Raw genomic sequence first — 17,682 nt, 5'->3', positions numbered from 1 at the left:
ATCCGCTCATATCAAAGGAAGTTGAACTATTAATTCTATTTTTACTTTTCACTGATCAAGGAGTGGGTCTATGAACTGGAAGGAAAAGGCGTCCTACATACAGGGGGAATCCTTCATCGTTATTGAATCCATTGTAAAGGAGGATCCGGAGGAATGGTTGGAGGTGTTGGAAGCTTTGTCCAAGGACGCTTCCATCTGGAGGTGTTCCTCCGTCCGTGTCCTCCTTTCTGCAATGAATGATACGGTAGAAACCCGGTTGAAGAACCTCGGATTTACCTTCTTGGAAGAAAAAATCTTCGTGCGTTTCGATTTGGATAAGCTGGGAAAGGAATTCTCTCTCTTTATCTTGAGGTCCATCCATGATGTCCCGCCGCACGTGTTTCAAAAGACATGGCAGAGAACGATGGCCGGCTCCCCCAATGCCCCTTCCACCATGTCGATGGAGGAACAGATGCGCAATGTCGCAAATGAACTCGGCCCAACTTACAGGGACAGCTGCCTGATCGCTTATGAGGAAGAGGAACCGATCGGTGTCCTCATGCCTCACCTTGAGCCGGGAAAAGAAGGGGAAGGCAGGTTCTTTTATTTCGGTCTCGTACCGGAGGAAAGAGGTAGGGAGAAAAGTCTGCCTTTGTATGTACAAGGGCTGCATCTATTAAAAGAACAGTTTGGAGCGTCTTATAGTGTGGGTTCGACAAGTGCTGGGAACATACCGATGAGAAAAGTGTTCCGTAAAGCAGGTGGAATCCAGACGGGAAGGAAATACCTTTATGAATGGAGAAAAAGGGGAGAAGGAAAATGAAGCTGTACACCAATATTCAAGGAGAAGGCGATCCGCTTGTATTTCTGCACAGCGGTCTTCAGACAGGCAGCAGTGACTTCCTAAAGCATGCAGAGCACTTCAGTAAGTCCTTTAAGGTAATTAGACCTGATCTGCGGGGACACGGGAATTCATTCAGCGGTGATTTTACCAATTACTTCGAAGACGCAGGCGAGGATTTAAAGGAAACACTGGACGGACTCAAATTAGATTCGGTACATATAGCTGCCAGTTCGTTAGGATCTCTCGCAGCTCTCAGTTTTGCCTGCAAGTATCCGGAATGCGTAAAGAGCCTTACTATTTCCGGAATTCAAGCAGTAAAACCAAAGAAGTGGAGCGACATGCACCGTCAGGAAGTCGACCATCAACGGAAGCTCCTGCGGGAAGAAGCGTTTGTTCAATACTTTAATCAGCTCCATAATACGAATTGGCGGGAGCTGATCTATCTATCCAGGGAAGAGAACTGGTATCCTTTTTACTTAACGAAGGCTTTGCCGGGAATTGGAGTTCCGACGCTTTACCTTGCCGGAGAACAGAATGGACCGGAAGTGAAAGCAGCTTACCTCTTTTCCGGCTATGATCACATCCATACAGCTGTCCTCCCTTTTGCCGGGCACCTGGTCCATAACGACCAGCCGGAGTGGTATATAAATCTACTGGAACGTTTTCTCTCAGAATTGGAAGATTACTAGAAGCATAAAAAAAGAGGAAGGTTGGATTCCTTCCTCTTTTTAGACTGCCTCGATATCCATTTCGTGGAATTGATCTAGACGGACTCGGATTCCTTCAGTTCTTCCAGCTCCTCTTTTGTAAAGGCCCGGGACCGCGTCAGGAAACGCTTGCCTTCTACACCCTCTAAGGAGAACATTCCGCCCCGGCCATCCACGACATCAATGATCAGCTGCGTATGCTTCCAATAATCGAACTGCTTCTTGTTCATGTAGAAGGGCGTATCATCAATGCTGCCGAGCAGCACATCCTGACTACCGATCAAAAGATCCCCTTCTTCATAACACATAGGAGAACTGCCGTCGCAGCATCCCCCGGATTGATGGAACATGACTGGTCCGTGCTTCGCTTTCAGCTTATTCAGCAGTTCATACGTCTCCGCTGTCGCTTTCACACGTTCCACCATGGTCATTCCTCCTTTGCTTCAGATTAAAAGAATCCAAGTTTCTTAGGGCTGTAGCTTACGAGCATATTCTTCGTCTGTTGGTAATGGCTCAGCATCATCTTGTGGTTTTCCCGGCCGACTCCGGACATCTTATATCCACCGAATGCTGCGTGGGCAGGGTAGGCGTGATAGCAGTTCGTCCACACGCGTCCTGCTTCAATGCCACGACCGAAACGATAGGCGGTGTTCATATCACGGGTCCATACACCGGCTCCAAGGCCGTAAAGGGTGTCATTGGCAATGGCCATTGCTTCTTCTTTGTCTTTGAAGGTCGTTACGGATAACACAGGACCAAAAATCTCTTCCTGGAAGATGCGCATATTGTTGTTTCCTTTGAATATGGTCGGTTGGACATAATATCCTTCTTTGAAGTCGCCGCCGATGTCATTACGGGCTCCTCCGACAAGGCATTCTGCACCTTCATCTTTACCAATCTCCAGATAAGAGAGGATCTTTTCCAATTGTTCAGAAGATGCCTGGGCTCCCATCATTACTTCCGGATCGAGCGGGTTGCCTGTCTTGATCTCTTTCACCCGTTTGACAGCACGATCCATGAACTCGTCATAGATAGACTCCTGAATCAAGGCGCGGGAAGGACATGTACAGACTTCCCCCTGGTTTAATGCAAATAGCACCATTCCTTCTATTGTCTTATCAAGGAAGTCATCATCTTCCCTCATGACGTCCTCGAAGAAAATGTTCGGTGATTTTCCGCCAAGCTCGAGGGTTACCGGGATAATGTTTTGGGATGCATACTGCATGATCATCCGCCCGGTCGTCGTTTCACCAGTAAAGGCGACTTTGTTGACACGCGGACTCTGGGCGAGCGGCTTGCCTGCCTCCAGTCCGAAGCCGTTTACGACATTCAATACACCAGCCGGCAGCAGGTCTTCAATCATTTCCAGCAGGTAAAGGATAGAAGAAGGCGTCTGCTCCGCCGGCTTCAGAACGATAGCATTCCCGGCAGCAAGTGCAGGTGCAATTTTCCAAACCGCCATCAGAATCGGGAAGTTCCAAGGAATGATCTGCCCGACGACTCCAAGCGGCTCTTGGAAATGATAAGCGACCGTATCTTCATCAATTTCGCCGATGGTTCCTTCTTGAGAGCGGATAACAGAAGCGAAGTAGCGGAAGTGATCTACAGCAAGAGGAATATCAGCATTCAGCGTTTCCCGAACCGCCTTCCCATTTTCCCATGTTTCTGCGACGGCGAGCTTTTCAAGGTTCTCTTCCATACGATCGGCAATCCTGTTCAGGATGAGCGACCGTTCGGTCACAGATGTCCGCCCCCAGGCATCTTTCGCCTTATGAGCGGCATCCAGTGCAAGTTCTATGTCCTCTTCTGTCGACCTAGCTACTTGGCAGAAGGATTTGCCGGTCACAGGTGTGACGTTTTCGAAGTATTGCCCTTTAACGGGTGCCGTCCATTCTCCTCCGATAAAGTTATCATAGCGTTCTTTGAATTGTACCGGAGAGCCTTCTGTGTTCGGAAATGCATAGACCATTTTCATTCATCCTCCCGATTCTAATTTAATGCAAACGCTTACAAATTAAGTTATGTAATTACTCAGGTGCTTTCCTTGAACGTATCATTTTATCAGAAAATTGTCAATTTTAAGCAGATGGGGGAGAATATTTTGATACGAACGACTGCTTATCCCTGTTATAATGGGAATAGGTTTATAAAGGAGAGGGTAAGATGACGACTACAAACAGAATTTTACTCGTCGACGGAATGGCACTCTTATTCCGGGCTTTCTATGCGACAGCGATGAGTAATTACTATATGATCAACAGCAAAGGTACCCCTACGAATGCTGTATATGGGATGATGAAGCATTTGTTCCGTGCGATCGACACGTATCAGCCGACACACGTCGTGTGCTGTTGGGACATGGGCAGTAAAACGTTCCGTAACGATTTGTATCCAGAATATAAAGCGAACCGCGGAGGACCACCGGAAGAGTTGATTCCACAATTCGACCTTGCGAAGGAAGTGGTGGCTTCACTGGATATTCCGAACATTGGACAGGTCGGTTATGAAGCGGATGATTGTATGGGGACGCTCAGCCGTGTGTACAGCGAGCATTCCCAAGTTTTCCTGCTCACAGGGGACCAGGATCTTCTTCAATTGCTTCGACCGAATGTAAGTGTCGTGCTGCTTCAGAAGGGGTACGGCAATTATGCGGAATATCATGAAGACTCCTTCTTAGAGGAGAAGGGGATTACCCCCGCACAGATGATCGATTTGAAAGCGTTGATGGGAGATACGAGCGATAATTATCCAGGCGTTAAGGGAATAGGGGAGAAGACGGCTTTGAAGCTGCTGCTCCAATATGAAACCATCGAGGGAATCCTTGAGAATATCGAGGCTCTTACAAAAGGACAAAAGACGAAAATTGAACAGAATCTCGATATGCTTCATCTGTCGCGGAAGCTCGCAGCCATCCATTGTGAAGCGGACGTGGATTGTTCGCTAGATGATGCTTTGTTCTACATTGATGATGGTAAGATGAAAGCGAAGTTTGAGGAGCTGGAGTTTAAAAACTGGGAGAAGAACATCGTCGGTGTATAAAAAAAACGGAAGCTATTGCTTCCGTTTTTTTTTATACAAGGTCAGCTTTTTGCGTAAGTTTGTAGTTGTTGGCTTCTTTATAGTACGTTGCCGCTTTTTTGTACATTCGTTTTTGATAATACAGGTTCGCCAGCATTTCCACTGCTTCCTTGTAGTCCTTGTATTCGTTCAGCCTGCGAAAATCAGGGATGATTTCGTTTTCTAATTTATCGATGAAAGCATCGTCACGGGTCTTTCCGTGGATGCGGTTCTTCAATATATAAAACTTATGTTGGAATTTAAGAAGTCCATCTTTCTCGGATTCTATTTCCCCATCTCTGATGTATTGCTTACACAAGTCCATATCTCCGGATTGGTAGCTGGTAAGCGCAAGGAGATAGATGGTACCTGATATGAAGTCCCTTTCTTCTGTAGGGATTTCATAAGCTTTGTTTAAATATTCAAAGGCCAGGTCATATTTCTCTTGGTAGATGTAGTTGGTACCGAGGTTGTGATAGATGCGCCTTCGTTCCACGGGGGGAAGATGATATTTTGCCACTTTTAAAACTTTGTGTAGAAATTCTTCTGCAATTTCCAATACTCCCAGGGAATTGTAGTTGATGGCGATGATGATGTAATTATCCACCATTCGTGAATAATGGAGACTGGACTTGTATTCTTCCAAGGCTAGAAAAGCATAGTAAGTGGATTCTACATAGGACCTTGTTTTAGAGTAGGTTAGCGCAAGATGGTAATAAACTTCTCCTTCTTTCCAAGGAAGGGTAGACATTAACCGCTTTGATTCACGGAAATGCCGAAGTGCTTCACGTAATTCTCCTTGAAGGAGGTAATGAATACCGACAGTTTTGTAGAAGAAAAATCTGTATTCACTGGAAGCATCCTGCACGATATCTTTCAATTCTTTAAGCGTTTGTTCAGGAATCGGGTTTCCAGTCATCGTCATTTCATGCCTTACCAGAATGACGTTGAAAAGGTTGACCAGCAGAATGTTCTTATTGTCCTCAAGGGAGATTCTGCACTTCTCCTTCATCTTCTTCATTAGTGGAAAGTCCCTCATCTGTGCTGCTTCGTGCCATTCAAGAAGGTCCTGATATATACGTTCATCGAAGTCTTGGTTAATATCGGTCAGTTTGATGTTCAAACGTTGTCCTAATAAACGATAGATCTCGTCACTGGCGTTTATTGTGTTGTGTTCAATTTTACTTAAGTAGGATACTGAGCAAATTCCAGAAGCTAATTCTTCCAATGTCATATTCTTGAATTTGCGATGTTGTTTAATCAACGTACCTTTCATGTTCACAACTCCCTTTTGGCCGCCAAGTATACACATTATAACAAAAAAAACCTCTATGCAAATCATTTCCGAGTGTATAGGTTGGTTTTTTTGATTTGGGAGCACGAGAAAAACCCAGCCGGAAGAAGGCTGGGTTGTCCTTTTTTTTTATAGAGATTTTAATGCATCTTCAATCTGGGTGTCTCCTTCGATCATTTCAAAAGTTTTGTGATAGGCCTGTGGCTCTTGCAGGGCTGCAATCATTGTTTTCGCGACATCTTCACGGGATATCGTGCCGCTCTCTAATTTATCTCCTACCTTAATCTTACTTGTACCGGCCTCATGAGTTAAGCCGCCTGGACGGACAATGGTGTAATCGAGTTCCGTCGCCTTCAGGTATTCGTCTGCTTCGCCCTTCATTTTCATATAGAATTCCAATTCTTTCGGACCGCGTTCCGGCTCACCGGCCGCCATTCCTGAAAGCATAATGAATTTTTTAATGCCGAGTTTTTCCGTCGCTTTCGCCAGGTTGACGGCACCATCCCGGTCGACTGCTTCCGTCTGATCATCGCCTGTTTTGGAACCGGAACCGGCTGCGAACATGACGGCATCCATTCCTTTAACGGCATGCCCGACATCCGAACGCGTCACATCGCCAAGGACAGGGATACCGCCCAGCTCTTCCACTATCGCTTTCTGCTCTTCTTTACGAATCAGTCCGTAAGGTTCGTGGCCGGCTTCTTTTAAATATTGGATGAGAAGACGACCTGTATGACCGTTTGCTCCTGCAACTAGTACTTTCATGTGAAAATCACGACTCCTTTTATGGTTATTCAAGACTACTCTTTATGTAGCCGGAACGGAAAAGGGTTAAACATGGGAGTCGGGGAAGCATAATTCCTGGTAATTACAATGGGCGCAGATACGCGGATTATCCTGCATTGGAAACTGCTGCAGAGGAAGGGGAGCATTCTTTTCCGGATCCTCCAAATAACGCTGCATCTCTTTCATGCTTACTTGATAGAGGTTTTGGACATTGATTAAATCCTGTTCGGTCAGTTGGTGCTCCACATACGTACCCTCCACAAGGTATTCATTTCGTATGATGATGTCATCAAGGGATTCGATGTCATACTTCTGCTTCAGGTAGAGTGCATACAGGGCGAGCTGATTCCGGTCTTCTTCTGACGATTTACCTGTTTTCCAATCGACGATAATCCATTTGTTTTCGGATGTATCCTTATAGACCAGGTCCATGACGACGAATATTTTGACGCCGTCGCTCTTCATGAACCGGAACGTTTCTGCATCAATGAACTCCATACGATCTTTCTTCAGCACGTCGGCGAATGTCTGGCTTGCGTAGAAATTCTTCACTGTATTTTGAAGACGGCTGGTAATTTTCTTCACTTTTTGTTCCGGGAGCTTTTGCTGTTGGCTGTAATAGATTTCATGAAGCATGGTAAAGTGCTTCGGACGATTCATCCATAAATGCTCTTTCTTAATGGATTCGATAAAACCTCTATTCAAGTGATGACGCACTTCTTCTGTAAAAGCTTCCTCGAATTGGAATGTTCCTTCTTTACGGACTTGTTGGATAGTCTGGTAGATCAGATCGTGGACAACGCTTCCGAAATGCATTTCCAAGTTCGTTATTTTCTTTAACCGATAAGCTTGTTTCGCCAAACTGTCAGACTGGCTTAACCAGCCGTTGTGGGAAGCGTAATAGTCATAGGCGTACTTTCTTAAACATTGAAGCATCGTTTTATGTCTGGATATGGACCAGGATAATTCCGGGTAAGGCTTCACTTCAAACATCGTCTAACCATCCTTCTTCATCTGATAAGGAGCTCAGAACGACTTCATCCTGGATCTGGTAGGTGTTAAGTGAAACCTTGCCATGGATGACCGTCATTCCTTCTGCTTCAAGTTTGAGCTGCTGAAGGTGAGCGCGCTCTTCTTCTGAGAGCACAATTTCTCCGTTTCTATTTACGACTCGATGCCAAGGCAGGCTGTATTGATCACTCATCGCATGGAGAATGCGCGATACTTGTCTGGCTGCTCTCCGGTTTCCTGCAAGGCGCGCCACCTGTCCGTAAGTCGAGACCGATCCTTCTGGTATCTTTTGAATAATTGCCAGGACTTTCTCGGTAAAAGGTTTCAATGAAGAATCTCCTTTTCTAGCTTTTTCACCTTCTATCCTAACAAAAAGGCGGGGGAGGGGGAATCCATTCCGTTAGCAGAGCGTTCTTACAATTTGATACAATTAGAAAATAGGAAAAGAAGAGAGGGGTAGGCACGTCTATGAGTATACCGAAAGTGTTAAGTATCGCCGGCTCAGCAGCTCAAGGGAGCGCGGGCATACAAGCTGATTTAAAAACCTTTGAGGAGTTCGATGTCTATGGCATGAGTGCTATAACGGCCATAGTCGCAAATAATAGTACAACAAAGCAGGGGATTTTCACACAGCCTTTAGAAGCAGTGGAGGCTCAGATCCATGCTTCTTTGGAACATGTTGGCGTCGATGCTCTTAAGACAGGGATGTTATTCACGGAAGACATCATTGATCTGACAGCAAGACTTATAAAAGAAGCGAATGTGTCGAACGTCGTCGTCGACCCTGTCATGATCGGAAAGATGGGTTCCCAGCTGCTAAAGGATGAAGCTATCGCTGCGCTTGTGGAGAAGTTGATTCCGCAGGCTGCCATTATCACTCCGAACCTTCAGGAGGGCGCCCGTTTGGTGAATAGCCCTGTCCCTGAGAACCCAGACGATATGAAGATGATGGCGAGGGACCTCTATCAATTAGGCGCTTCTTACGTCCTTCTTAAAGGCGGTGCTTTGGAAGGACATCCAGCTGTCGATATCTTATATGATGGTACGAGCATCACGGAGCTTGAGTCGGAACGAGTGCAGACCATCCATACGAGTGGAGCCGGCTGTACCTATTCCGCAGCGATTGCAGCTGAATTAGCGAAAGGCAGTTCTGTAGAGGATGCGGTCCGCCGTGCGAAATCGTTTGTGACAACAGCGATTCGTTATGCATTATCCTTCGACCGCGGCATCGGTTCGACCTTTCACGCTGCACATCGATTAAAAAAAGATTAAAAAAATCCCCGCACTGGGATCAAACACAGTGCGGGGATTTTCATTATCCGTTAATACGATCGTACTTATCAATCTGCTTCTTACGTTCAACATCCCAACGATTTTCCGGATGCTCCTTGCATTCTGCTGTACATGCGGCATGGTGTTTCTCTTCACAGTCTTGACAGCAGACGTACTGCCGGTTACATACCGGATTACTGCAGTTGATCATGCGGTCTTCTGCTTTTCCGCAATGCTCGCAAGTTGCAATGACTTTTTCTTCAACCTGGTTGATCGGAACAGAGATGCGCTCATCAAAGACATACATCTTACCGTCGAACAATTCACCTTTGACTTCCGGATCTTTTCCGTAAGTCGTGATTCCGCCTTCCAGTTGATAGACGTCCTCTACACCGTTCTTCTTAAGGATTCCTGTCAATTTCTCACAGCGGATTCCTCCGGTGCAATACGTAAGGACTTTCTTATCCTTCCATTGATCTGCATTCTCAGCAATCCATTCCGGAAATTCGCGTGATGTCTCTACATCCGGGCGGATGGCGTTACGAAAGTGTCCAATTCGGTATTCGTACTCGTTTCGACCATCGATGACGATGGTGTTCTCGTCCTTCAAATATTCGTTGAATTCTTTCGGCTTCAAGTGTTTGCCGCCGAAAGTCTTCGGATCGATATCGTCATCATCGATGCTCCAGTTGACGAGCTCCGGTTTGACGCGGCAGTGCATTTTCTTGAATGCATGTCCGTCGTGCTCATCGATTTTGAAGTGAATATCAGCAAAACGCTCATCGGAGCGCACATAGTCCATATATTCTTCCACTTGTTCGACTGTTCCGGAAACCGTACCGTTTATTCCCTCGTGGGATACGATAATACGTCCTTTCAGCCCAAGATCCTTACAGAATTTCAAGTGGTTTTTGCAATATTCTTCATAGTCAGGAAGGTCGACATACTTATAATACAGCAGAACTCGATAATCTTTTGAGCTCATATATGATTCCTCCTAAATGTAAATCTATAAACTAAAACTCATTAATAACAGAAATGTCCATACTCCATCATATTAAATTACGTTTAAAAAATCAAATGTCACTTGTTTGAACTTTTTCCATCGCTTTCTTTTTCTTTGCGTAAAGAAGGAAGATGGAGAAAGACAGGGTCATTAGAAAGACAAGCATGCCGAAGGGCAGGTCGAAGTCTTCTTTTCCATAAGGGGCATGACGCATCTCGAGCAAAATTCCGGCAAGGACTGATCCTGTAGCACTTCCAATGAAATGAATCTGCTGTTTTAAGCCGATTCCTGCACCGATCTGTTCTTTAGGAAGAATCTGCGATACTTCGTTCGTAGAACTGGACGATAGGCTGGAGAAACCGAAACTTGTGAACATGTAGGCGATCATGATCATAGAAGGGTGGAGGCCGGCGAGTAAGAAATAGGCCAATGCTGCTATGGAAAGCAGTAACTGGGATAAAATCAGCACACGGATATTCCCATAAGCATCAATCATCCTCCCGATGAATATGGCAGCAACTGCAGAGAGAATCGCACCGGGGAAAATAAAGAAACCAATAGCCGCAGCGCTTTGACCGTACACTTGCTCCAACATGACAGGCATAAGAAACAGAACTGCGAAATGTAAGGTGAACCCAAGAAAGCTCAATATCAATATTTTTCTGTACTGTGCATCAGCCAACAGCTCAGGTTGGATAAACGGTGTATCTGTTTTGTTGATACGAAGCCACAGGAGTGCTGCTGTGAGCAGTCCTCCCAGTAAATATCCTGTGCTGAAGCTCGATATATACAAGAGAAAGAACGTAGCACTGCTCCCGGATAAGAAGGCACCGATCCCGTCAAACCGCCCCTTGCCTGTCGTTTCCTTCGGCATGAGCCGGAAGAGCGCAGGCAGGACGCCCACAGCTAGAATAGTGACGATGAACAAATAGTTCCAATCCAGGTAATCCGTGACCACCCCCCCTATAACCGGCCCAAGGCCGAAGCCTAACGAAGTGGAGGAAGCAATTAAAGCATAGGCACTTCCGCGTCGGGATGCAGGAATATAGCGGCCGGCAAAGACCATGGATAAACCAGGAACTGCCGCAGCTCCGACTGCCTGACAAAGACGTGCAATCATCAGCCATAAGTAACTTTCAGCGAAGAAACCTAGAATGGAAGCGAAGCTGAAGATAGTAATTCCGATCGTCAGCAGCTTACGAATCGGCAGGTAATCGGACAGTCTCGTGAAGGTAATAGTGAAGATAGACAGAACAATTGAATATCCTGAGACGATCCAAGCTCCCTCGGATGGCAGCAAAGTAAATTCACGCAATATATTTGGTAAGGCGATGTTGAACATCGTCGTATTCATAACCACAATCAGCACGGCTGCACTAAGGACAAAAACCGTACGGAAATGAGATTGGGAGGGACGAGATAGAGTTTCCATGTTGATGACCTCCCTCATCGTTTATTAATGAAAGAAAAGTCCCTGTAATACCCGACATACTATACCACACGGGTGGATCAGGAGAGAAATAAGACGCTCGCGCTATTTACGTCTTCTCTTCAAAGCCTTTTGTGCTATAAGATGTGTGGACCTTGAACAGCCAAAAACAACGCCCGTCCTTTATAAGGATGGGCGTTGTTTTTAATGAAGGACTGCTCCAAGCGTCTGTTCAAAATGTTTCAGAGCAAAGTCGTGTCCGACGTTGTTAAAGCTTGCGACTCCTTGTTGATGAATGTGAATGTCATATCCGTAGTTGTAAGCATCCATTGCTGTATGAAGTACACAGATATCGGTGCAGACTCCGACCAGATGGAGTTCTTGTATTCCACGTGCCCTCAGCTGCATGTCTAAGTCCGTTCCGGCAAAAGCACTGTACCTCGTTTTGTCCATCCAATAGGTAAATGGAGAAGCTTTGGCCGATTCGTATACCTCGGCTAAGCGCCCGTAAAGTTCCCGGCCTTTCGTTCCGCGGATATTATGCGGCGGGAAAAGCTTTGTTTCCGGGTGATAGATGTCATCCTTTTCATGCAAATCGACACCGAAGATGACGAACTCTTTCTTCTTCAGAAAGGACGTGGTCAAATCCGTGACATATCCCTCTATCTCCTGCCCGGGCTTTCCACATGTAAGGGCGCCGTTATCTGCTACAAAGTCGTTTGTATAATCGATGATAAGTAATGCACGATCCATACAATCCCTCCATATATCGTTTGACTCTATCATAGCAGAACAGGAGGGTTAATAGGTCGGCGCTTCCTTCATGGCATGTGATTTCTTTTTAACGACAACGGACATTACCGTACCACAGGCGATCAGGAGAGCGCTCGTCACAAAGAATACCATGGAGAATCCATAAGCTCCTGCGATCATACCGCCCATTGCAGGGCCGATGATGTTTCCTAAAAAGCGCAGGCTGGTGTTGTAGCCTAACACTTCTCCCTGCATGGCGACAGGGGCTTCCTGACGGATGTACGCTGTGCGCACTGGTATGATGCCGCCGATGGATACTCCTAATAGGAAGCGAAGTACAACCAGCTGCCAGATATTCGTTACGAAAGCGGCGGGAAAATAAACAATACCCGCCATGAATAGGAGAGCAATCATAATTTTGATATACCCGACCCGATCGGCAATTCTTCCCCAGCGCTTAGCCATCAACAAGTTACCAAGACCTGCAGCGGAGAAGGCGATTCCTGAGAACAGAGCCAAGTTCTCCGGTCCATGTAAATCACCTACAAATAAGGAAAGGATCGGCTGGATGCTGAAGTGAGCTACTTGAACAAATAAAGAGATAATCATGACCATCAGCAGGATCGGGTGCCTGACAATGTGCAGAATGACCTCTTTTGAGTTGTAGCTGGACTTCTCATCCTCGCTTTCCTGGACAACCCGCTGCTCCTTTATACCGAATAAGACGAGGAAAGCAGAGATCCCTACTGTAATCGATACGAACTGAAATGTTGTCGCGTACCCGATTGAATCGGCGATCCATCCCCCTAGCATCGGGCCAAGCAGACTGCCTGTTATGCTTCCTGTCTGCAGAGTACCGAGAACTTGGCCGGCAATATCCTTCGGTGTCTGCGTGGAAATCAGCGCCTGGGACATCGGGATGAACCCGGTGAATATACCCATAAACATCCGCAGCAGGAACAGCTGCCAGACGCTTGTGACGAAGCCCATCAGAAAAACCGAAACGGCCAGCCCGGAAGCTGATAGAATAAGGATTTTCTTTCTGCCGTATCTGTCCCCGATTTTCCCCCAGACAGGGGAGAAGAGGAAGGCGGTGACGAACGTGACACCGAAGACCCAGCCGGACCACGTCTGAACATAAGCATCCGTGAAATTTCCGAGTTCTTCTATATATAAAGAAAGGAAAGGTAATACCATCGTGATACTACCAGCAATGAAAAAGTTAGCAAACCACATAATCCATAGGTTTCTCTTCGCTTGCGTTTCATTAGTCAGGATAAATATCCCTTCTTCCTATTTATTTCGTTACCCTAAACATATATAGCACAGTTCCATTTCTACTTAAAGTCTTCTGCTTATCGTTTGTAAATGAAAATGATGTTAGCGGTTGCATAACCTGTATATACAAGTTATACTTGCAACAGAACATGTATATACAAGTTGTTTTTGGAAGCGTTTAATATTTACGATTTTTGGAAACCGAAGTAGGGTACTAGTATGAATACGGTTATAAATACATCGCCTTCGGTTACCGACATTCTGTTTCGTAAGCGGTTTCTCGGTTTTTGGCATTGGTATTCCAAACTAGGGAGGTAACGGTATGAATTACAAAAAACAGGCAGAGCAGATTTTAGAGGCGATCGGTGGAAAGGAAAATCTCTCTGCAGCTACTCACTGTGTCACGCGTCTTCGGTTGGCCCTTCATGATGAGGGCATTGTCGATCATGAAAAATTGAACAATATTGACGCAGTCAAAGGGTCCTTTTCGACGAACGGTCAATTTCAAATTGTCGTTGGTCAAGGAACAGTGGAGAAAGTTTACAAAGAATTCATTGCTTTAGCAGGTGTGGGAGAAGCATCGAAGGAGGAAGTGAAGGAAGCGTCCAGTAAAAAGATGAATCCGCTGCAACGTGCCATCAAGACGCTGGCGGATATCTTCATTCCAATCCTACCGGCAATTGTAACAGCGGGTTTACTGCTCGGAATCAATAACATTCTGACAGCGACAGGAATCTTCTGGGATGACCAGTCCATCATCGATGTGTACCCGCAGTGGTCCGGCCTTGCTAACATGATCTTTATCATTGCGAATACGGCTTTCGCCTTTCTGCCGGGTCTCATTGGTTGGTCAGCTGTCAAGAAGTTCGGTGGGAGTCCCATCCTTGGTATTGTTATCGGTCTCGTGCTTGTTCACCCCGACCTCTTAAGTGCTTGGGCATACGGGGACGCTGTAACGGAAGGAAATGTCCCGACGTGGAACTTATTCGGGTGGGAAATCGACAAAATCGGTTATCAAGGACAAGTACTACCGGTTCTGGCTGCCTCCTATCTATTGACGAAAATTGAATTATTCCTTAGAAAGCGGGTGGCAGACAGCATTCAGCTGCTTGTTGTCGGCCCTGTAGCACTATTGGTAACAGGTATCCTTACATTCATTATTATCGGGCCGGTAACGTTCGCCGTAGGGAATGCGATTACAGATGGTCTTGTTTCCATCTTTAACTCCTTTGCTTGGCTTGGCGGATTGATTTATGGTGGTTTATACGGAGTGCTCGTCATCACGGGGATGCACCATACATTCCTGGCTGTTGATATTCAGCTGGTAGGAAGTACAGAAGGGACATTCCTCTGGCCGATGCTCGCTCTATCTAATATTGCACAAGGGTCAGCTGCTTTTGCCATCTGGCTCGCTGCGAAAGATGATAAACTGAAGGGTCTTGGTGTGTCTTCCGGTATATCTGCTTGGCTTGGCGTTACAGAACCAGCTTTATTCGGAGTGAACTTACGATTTAAATATCCATTCGTTATCGCTATAGCATCCTCGGCAATTGCAGGTTTATATATTTCATCTCAAGGTGTATTGGCAAGCTCGATTGGTGTCGGAGGAGTACCGGGTATCTTCTCCATCATCCCGGAGTATTGGGGAGACTTCCTCATTGGTATGGCAATCGTCATCGTGCTGCCGCTTGTCGGAACTTACTTGTATGCAAAACGGAAGCAAGACGTTTAAAAATGAAAAAGAATCGGTGGTGTTATCATGAATGAACAACCATGGTGGAAGAAAGCAGTCGTCTATCAGATTTATCCAAAGAGTTTTCGTGATACGACTGGAAACGGAGTCGGTGATATTCAAGGGATTATTGAAAAGCTCGATTACTTGAAAGAGCTTGGAGTCGATGTCCTGTGGCTGACACCTATGTACAAATCCCCTCAGAACGACAACGGTTATGACATCAGTGATTACTATGATATTCACGAAGAGTACGGGACGATGGAAGATTTCGATCAACTTCTGCGGGAAACGCATGACCGCGGCATGAAGCTTATTATGGACATCGTCGTGAACCATACGTCCACGGAGCATGAGTGGTTCCAGGCATCCCGGATGTCCAAGGACAGTCCTTATCGGGATTATTATATTTGGAAGGACCCTGTGGACGGCGGGGCACCTACGAATTGGAAGTCCAAGTTCGGAGGCAGTGCATGGAAATATGAAGAGGAGACAGGCCAATATTACCTGCACTTGTTTGATGTTACCCAGGCAGATCTCAATTGGGAAAAGGAAGCTGTTCGAAAAGATGTTTATGATATGATGAGCTACTGGGCGGAGAAAGGTATCGACGGATTCCGATTGGACGTTATCAACCTCATATCCAAAGATCAGGAGTTTCCGAATGACGATGGTACCATCGCGCCAGGAGACGGTCGTAAATTTTACACGGACGGGCCGAAGGTGCATGAATATATGCAGGAAATGAATAAAGAAGTGTTTCGTCCTTATGACCTTATGACGGTCGGTGAGATGTCTTCGACGACGATTGACCACTGCATCAACTATACAGCCCCGGAGCGGAATGAATTGAGCATGACCTTCAACTTTCATCATCTGAAGGTGGATTATCCAAACGGGGAGAAATGGACCGTGGCGGACTTTGATTTTCATGAGCTCAAGAGCATCCTCTCCACATGGCAGGAAGAGATGCACAGAGGGAATGGATGGAATGCATTATTCTGGTGTAACCATGACCAGCCCCGTGTGTTGTCCCGGTTTGGAGACGAGCAGAATTATCCGTTGGAATCCGGGAAAATGCTGGCAACGACAATTCACATGATGCAGGGTACCCCTTACATTTATCAAGGGGAAGAATTCGGAATGACGAACCCCGGCTTCTCTTCTATCGATCGCTACAGAGACGTGGAATCCTTGAATATGTACGAAGCTTTCCAAGCGGAAGGGTACAAAGAGGAAGATATCCTTGCGATTCTTCAGCAGAAGTCGCGTGACAATTCCCGTACGCCGGTACAATGGACGGCAGAAAAGAATGCAGGTTTCACGAACGGGACGCCGTGGATTGACGTAGCGGACAACTATGAAACGATCAATGCAGAAAAAGCCATGAAAGAGGAAGGATCTATTTTCCAACACTATCAAGAGCTGATTCGTCTGCGGAAAGAATATGATATTATTACTCATGGAGACTACCGCCTGATTTCTCCGGAACATGATCGTGTGTTTGCGTACCTGCGGGAGTGGAACGGAGAACGGTTATTGGTCGTTAACAACTTTTACGGGGAATCCGTTGATTTTGTTCTTCCGGATGATATAGAAACTTCAGGACAATCCGAAGCGTTGGTAAACAATTATGAGAATGCTCCGGCACTTGATGAAAAACTGGAACTTCGTCCATATGAGTCGGTAGTTTACCATTGGAAAGATATATAATTAAAATAAAGAACGGTGAAGACCGATGAAAAACAAGTATTTTGTTATCTACAGTGAATTGGCGGAGAGAATTCAAAGTGGAGTGTTGACTCCAGGGGATACCCTTCCTTCCGAGCATGAGCTGACAGATGAATTCCAGACATCTAGAGAGACAATCCGAAAAGCTTTGCACCTGCTTGCTCAAAACGGCTATATTCAAAAAGTGCGGGGGAAGGGATCTGTCGTACTCGATCACGGGAAATTCGAATTTCCTGTTTCCGGATTGACGAGCTTCAAGGAGCTTGCCGATCAGATGGGACAGACCTTCCATACGTCTGTTCACGAATTGGCGCGTATCAGTGGACAGGGGGAGTTGGGGGAGCGGTTGAACTGTCCTCAGCAAACCAACCTGTGGAAGGTTGTCCGATCGCGGGAAGTAGGAGGAGAGAGGATTATTCTCGATAAAGACTTCCTTCGTGAAGACATCGTTCCGGATTTGACGAAGGAAGCAGCCGAACGTTCCCTATACGAGTATTTGGAAAACGAATTAGGTCTTGTCATCAGTTTCGCTAAAAAGGAGATTGTTGTCGAGCCGGTTACGAAAGAAGACGAAAGCTATCTGGATCTGGCCGGACATCCGCAAGTTGTCGTGATCCGCAGTTACGTCTATCTGGCGGATGCAACGGTGTTTCAGTACACAGAGTCCAGACACCGTCCGGATAAGTTTCAATTCGTTGACTTTGCCAGACGTACCAAATTATAAATAAAACATGATGCAAAGAAGGACCGCAACGGTTCTTCTTTGTTTTTCTTACAGAAAGCGTTAGAATAGAGGCACACGA

The 17,682-nt window shown here is 46.1% G+C and carries 17 protein-coding genes; 7 read left to right on the top strand and 10 right to left on the bottom strand.

Annotated elements, in window-relative coordinates; genetic code table 11:
• Positions 1 to 70 precede the first annotated feature (70 nt).
• Both QRD89_RS17850 and QRD89_RS17845 read left to right on the top strand, forming a co-directional pair.
• A complete protein-coding gene (locus tag QRD89_RS17850) occupies positions 71 to 802 on the top strand; it encodes a hypothetical protein (protein WP_286095943.1) in 732 nt (243 codons plus the stop codon).
• Positions 799 to 1,512, top strand: coding sequence for an alpha/beta fold hydrolase (locus QRD89_RS17845; protein ID WP_286095942.1), 714 nt, complete (start codon positions 799 to 801; stop codon positions 1,510 to 1,512). The genes QRD89_RS17850 and QRD89_RS17845 overlap by 4 nt, the downstream gene beginning before the upstream one ends.
• 74 nt (positions 1,513 to 1,586) lie before the next feature.
• On the opposite strand, the gene QRD89_RS17840 is transcribed toward QRD89_RS17845, so the two are convergent.
• The gene (locus QRD89_RS17840; RefSeq protein ID WP_008636865.1) at positions 1,587 to 1,955 is read right to left on the bottom strand and encodes a DUF779 domain-containing protein; all 369 of its coding nucleotides are present in this window, start codon (positions 1,953 to 1,955) and stop codon (positions 1,587 to 1,589) included.
• A 23-nt stretch (positions 1,956 to 1,978) separates the two neighbouring features.
• Positions 1,979 to 3,499: an acetaldehyde dehydrogenase ExaC gene (gene exaC / locus QRD89_RS17835; RefSeq protein ID WP_286095941.1), complete on the bottom strand. Its 1,521-nt coding sequence runs from the start codon at positions 3,497 to 3,499 to the stop codon at positions 1,979 to 1,981.
• 194 nt (positions 3,500 to 3,693) lie between these two features.
• Between exaC and QRD89_RS17830 the strand changes: the two genes are divergently transcribed.
• Positions 3,694 to 4,569 carry a 5'-3' exonuclease gene (locus QRD89_RS17830; protein ID WP_008639961.1) on the top strand — a complete coding sequence of 292 codons (876 nt, stop codon included), beginning with the start codon at positions 3,694 to 3,696 and terminating at the stop codon, positions 4,567 to 4,569.
• A 31-nt stretch (positions 4,570 to 4,600) separates the two neighbouring features.
• Here the strand turns inward: QRD89_RS17830 and QRD89_RS17825 are convergent, their stop codons facing one another.
• The 4 genes from QRD89_RS17825 to QRD89_RS17810 form a co-directional block, all read right to left on the bottom strand.
• Positions 4,601 to 5,863 (bottom strand): tetratricopeptide repeat protein, encoded by a 1,263-nt coding sequence (locus tag QRD89_RS17825; RefSeq protein ID WP_008639959.1) that lies wholly within the window; start codon positions 5,861 to 5,863, stop codon positions 4,601 to 4,603.
• 147 nt (positions 5,864 to 6,010) lie between these two features.
• Positions 6,011 to 6,646 (bottom strand): SDR family oxidoreductase, encoded by a 636-nt coding sequence (locus tag QRD89_RS17820; protein ID WP_286095940.1) that lies wholly within the window; start codon positions 6,644 to 6,646, stop codon positions 6,011 to 6,013.
• A 66-nt stretch (positions 6,647 to 6,712) separates the two neighbouring features.
• Positions 6,713 to 7,660 (bottom strand): PD-(D/E)XK nuclease family protein, encoded by a 948-nt coding sequence (locus QRD89_RS17815; RefSeq protein ID WP_286095939.1) that lies wholly within the window; start codon positions 7,658 to 7,660, stop codon positions 6,713 to 6,715.
• A complete protein-coding gene (locus tag QRD89_RS17810) occupies positions 7,653 to 8,006 on the bottom strand; it encodes an MGMT family protein (protein WP_286095938.1) in 354 nt (117 codons plus the stop codon). The genes QRD89_RS17815 and QRD89_RS17810 overlap by 8 nt, the downstream gene beginning before the upstream one ends.
• 140 nt (positions 8,007 to 8,146) lie before the next feature.
• On the opposite strand from QRD89_RS17810, the gene thiD reads away from it, so the two are divergent.
• Complete coding sequence (gene thiD / locus QRD89_RS17805) at positions 8,147 to 8,950, top strand: bifunctional hydroxymethylpyrimidine kinase/phosphomethylpyrimidine kinase (protein WP_286095937.1); 804 nt, start codon at positions 8,147 to 8,149, stop codon at positions 8,948 to 8,950.
• Between the two features lie 43 nt (positions 8,951 to 8,993).
• Here thiD and trhO read toward each other — a convergent pair whose 3' ends face one another.
• The 4 genes from trhO to QRD89_RS17785 all read right to left on the bottom strand — a co-directional run bounded on the left by trhO (position 8,994) and on the right by QRD89_RS17785 (position 13,374).
• On the bottom strand, positions 8,994 to 9,935 hold the full coding sequence (gene trhO, locus QRD89_RS17800) for an oxygen-dependent tRNA uridine(34) hydroxylase TrhO (RefSeq protein WP_008639949.1): 942 nt from the start codon (positions 9,933 to 9,935) through the stop codon (positions 8,994 to 8,996).
• Positions 9,936 to 10,026: 91 nt separating this feature from the next.
• Positions 10,027 to 11,388: an MFS transporter gene (locus QRD89_RS17795; protein ID WP_026577787.1), complete on the bottom strand. Its 1,362-nt coding sequence runs from the start codon at positions 11,386 to 11,388 to the stop codon at positions 10,027 to 10,029.
• Positions 11,389 to 11,589: 201 nt separating this feature from the next.
• Positions 11,590 to 12,138 carry a cysteine hydrolase family protein gene (locus tag QRD89_RS17790; protein WP_286095935.1) on the bottom strand — a complete coding sequence of 183 codons (549 nt, stop codon included), beginning with the start codon at positions 12,136 to 12,138 and terminating at the stop codon, positions 11,590 to 11,592.
• Positions 12,139 to 12,186: 48 nt separating this feature from the next.
• The gene (locus tag QRD89_RS17785) at positions 12,187 to 13,374 is read right to left on the bottom strand and encodes an MFS transporter (RefSeq protein ID WP_008639946.1); all 1,188 of its coding nucleotides are present in this window, start codon (positions 13,372 to 13,374) and stop codon (positions 12,187 to 12,189) included.
• Positions 13,375 to 13,738: 364 nt separating this feature from the next.
• On the opposite strand from QRD89_RS17785, the gene treP reads away from it, so the two are divergent.
• The 3 genes from treP to treR are packed head-to-tail and all read left to right on the top strand — an operon-like array spanning position 13,739 to position 17,603.
• Positions 13,739 to 15,148, top strand: coding sequence for a PTS system trehalose-specific EIIBC component (gene treP / locus QRD89_RS17780; protein WP_026577790.1), 1,410 nt, complete (start codon positions 13,739 to 13,741; stop codon positions 15,146 to 15,148).
• 27 nt (positions 15,149 to 15,175) lie between these two features.
• Entirely contained in the window at positions 15,176 to 16,861 is a 1,686-nt protein-coding gene (gene treC / locus QRD89_RS17775) for an alpha,alpha-phosphotrehalase (RefSeq protein ID WP_286095934.1), read from the top strand.
• Positions 16,862 to 16,886: 25 nt separating this feature from the next.
• On the top strand, positions 16,887 to 17,603 hold the full coding sequence (gene treR / locus QRD89_RS17770) for a trehalose operon repressor (protein WP_008639660.1): 717 nt from the start codon (positions 16,887 to 16,889) through the stop codon (positions 17,601 to 17,603).
• Positions 17,604 to 17,682: the final 79 nt, after the last annotated feature.

The organism is Halobacillus sp. ACCC02827, assembly GCF_030291935.1.
Taxonomy (GTDB): Bacteria; Bacillota; Bacilli; order Bacillales; family Halobacillaceae; genus Halobacillus.
The sequence above is the reverse complement of the archived record's forward strand: the minus strand, read 5'-3'. Positions and strand labels throughout refer to the sequence as shown.